This window comes from Arthrobacter sp. FW306-1B-F12A (assembly GCF_058781865.1).
In genome coordinates, this window is record NZ_JBYSXD010000124.1 from 1 (window position 1) to 523 (window position 523).

At 59.3% G+C, this 523-nt stretch carries 1 protein-coding gene; it reads left to right on the forward strand.

Translation table 11 applies throughout. The annotated features are described in order from the left end of the window. On the forward strand, positions 1-413 hold a 413-nt coding region (locus AC3WJU_RS22505; RefSeq protein WP_492260931.1), incomplete at its 5' end, for a hypothetical protein. Between the last annotated feature and the right edge of the window lie 110 nt (positions 414-523).

Genomic DNA, 523 nt, shown 5'->3' on the forward strand with positions numbered 1-523 from the left:
TCGCCCTCCCGACCCTCCCGATCGGCGTCGTTCTGTGGCTCGTCATCTGGAATTTTGGCTGGATGTCCTCGCTCGTCACCTTTGCCGCTGCGGCGATGGCGGCCCGGTTCTATGTCATGGGAGCCGGCGGGCTGAGCAGAAAAGGCGTGTGGGTGATAGCAGCCATCACAGCTGCCACTGCGATTTTGTCTTTCGTCGCTGGAGTCTGGCTGGACGCCGCCAAGTACATCAATAGCCAGCCCTTGTCTTTGATCACCAGCTCCGAGCCGTGGGACCTGATGAACTACAACCTGGCGAACAACCCGAATTTCGTCAAGAGTTACATGGGCGACTTCTTCATGGCGCTGCTCTTCGGCGCCTTGGGTTGCTTTTTCACCCTTCGACGCATGTTCGCAGCCACAAAGAACTCCTGAACGGCCACTAGGAGGTCGATCAACCCCCTACCCGTTGGTGAGGGTGATGTCGTCGAGGTACATCCAGGTGTCGTCGGCGGGGCTGGAGCCGTCGAGGTGGACGTTGTACC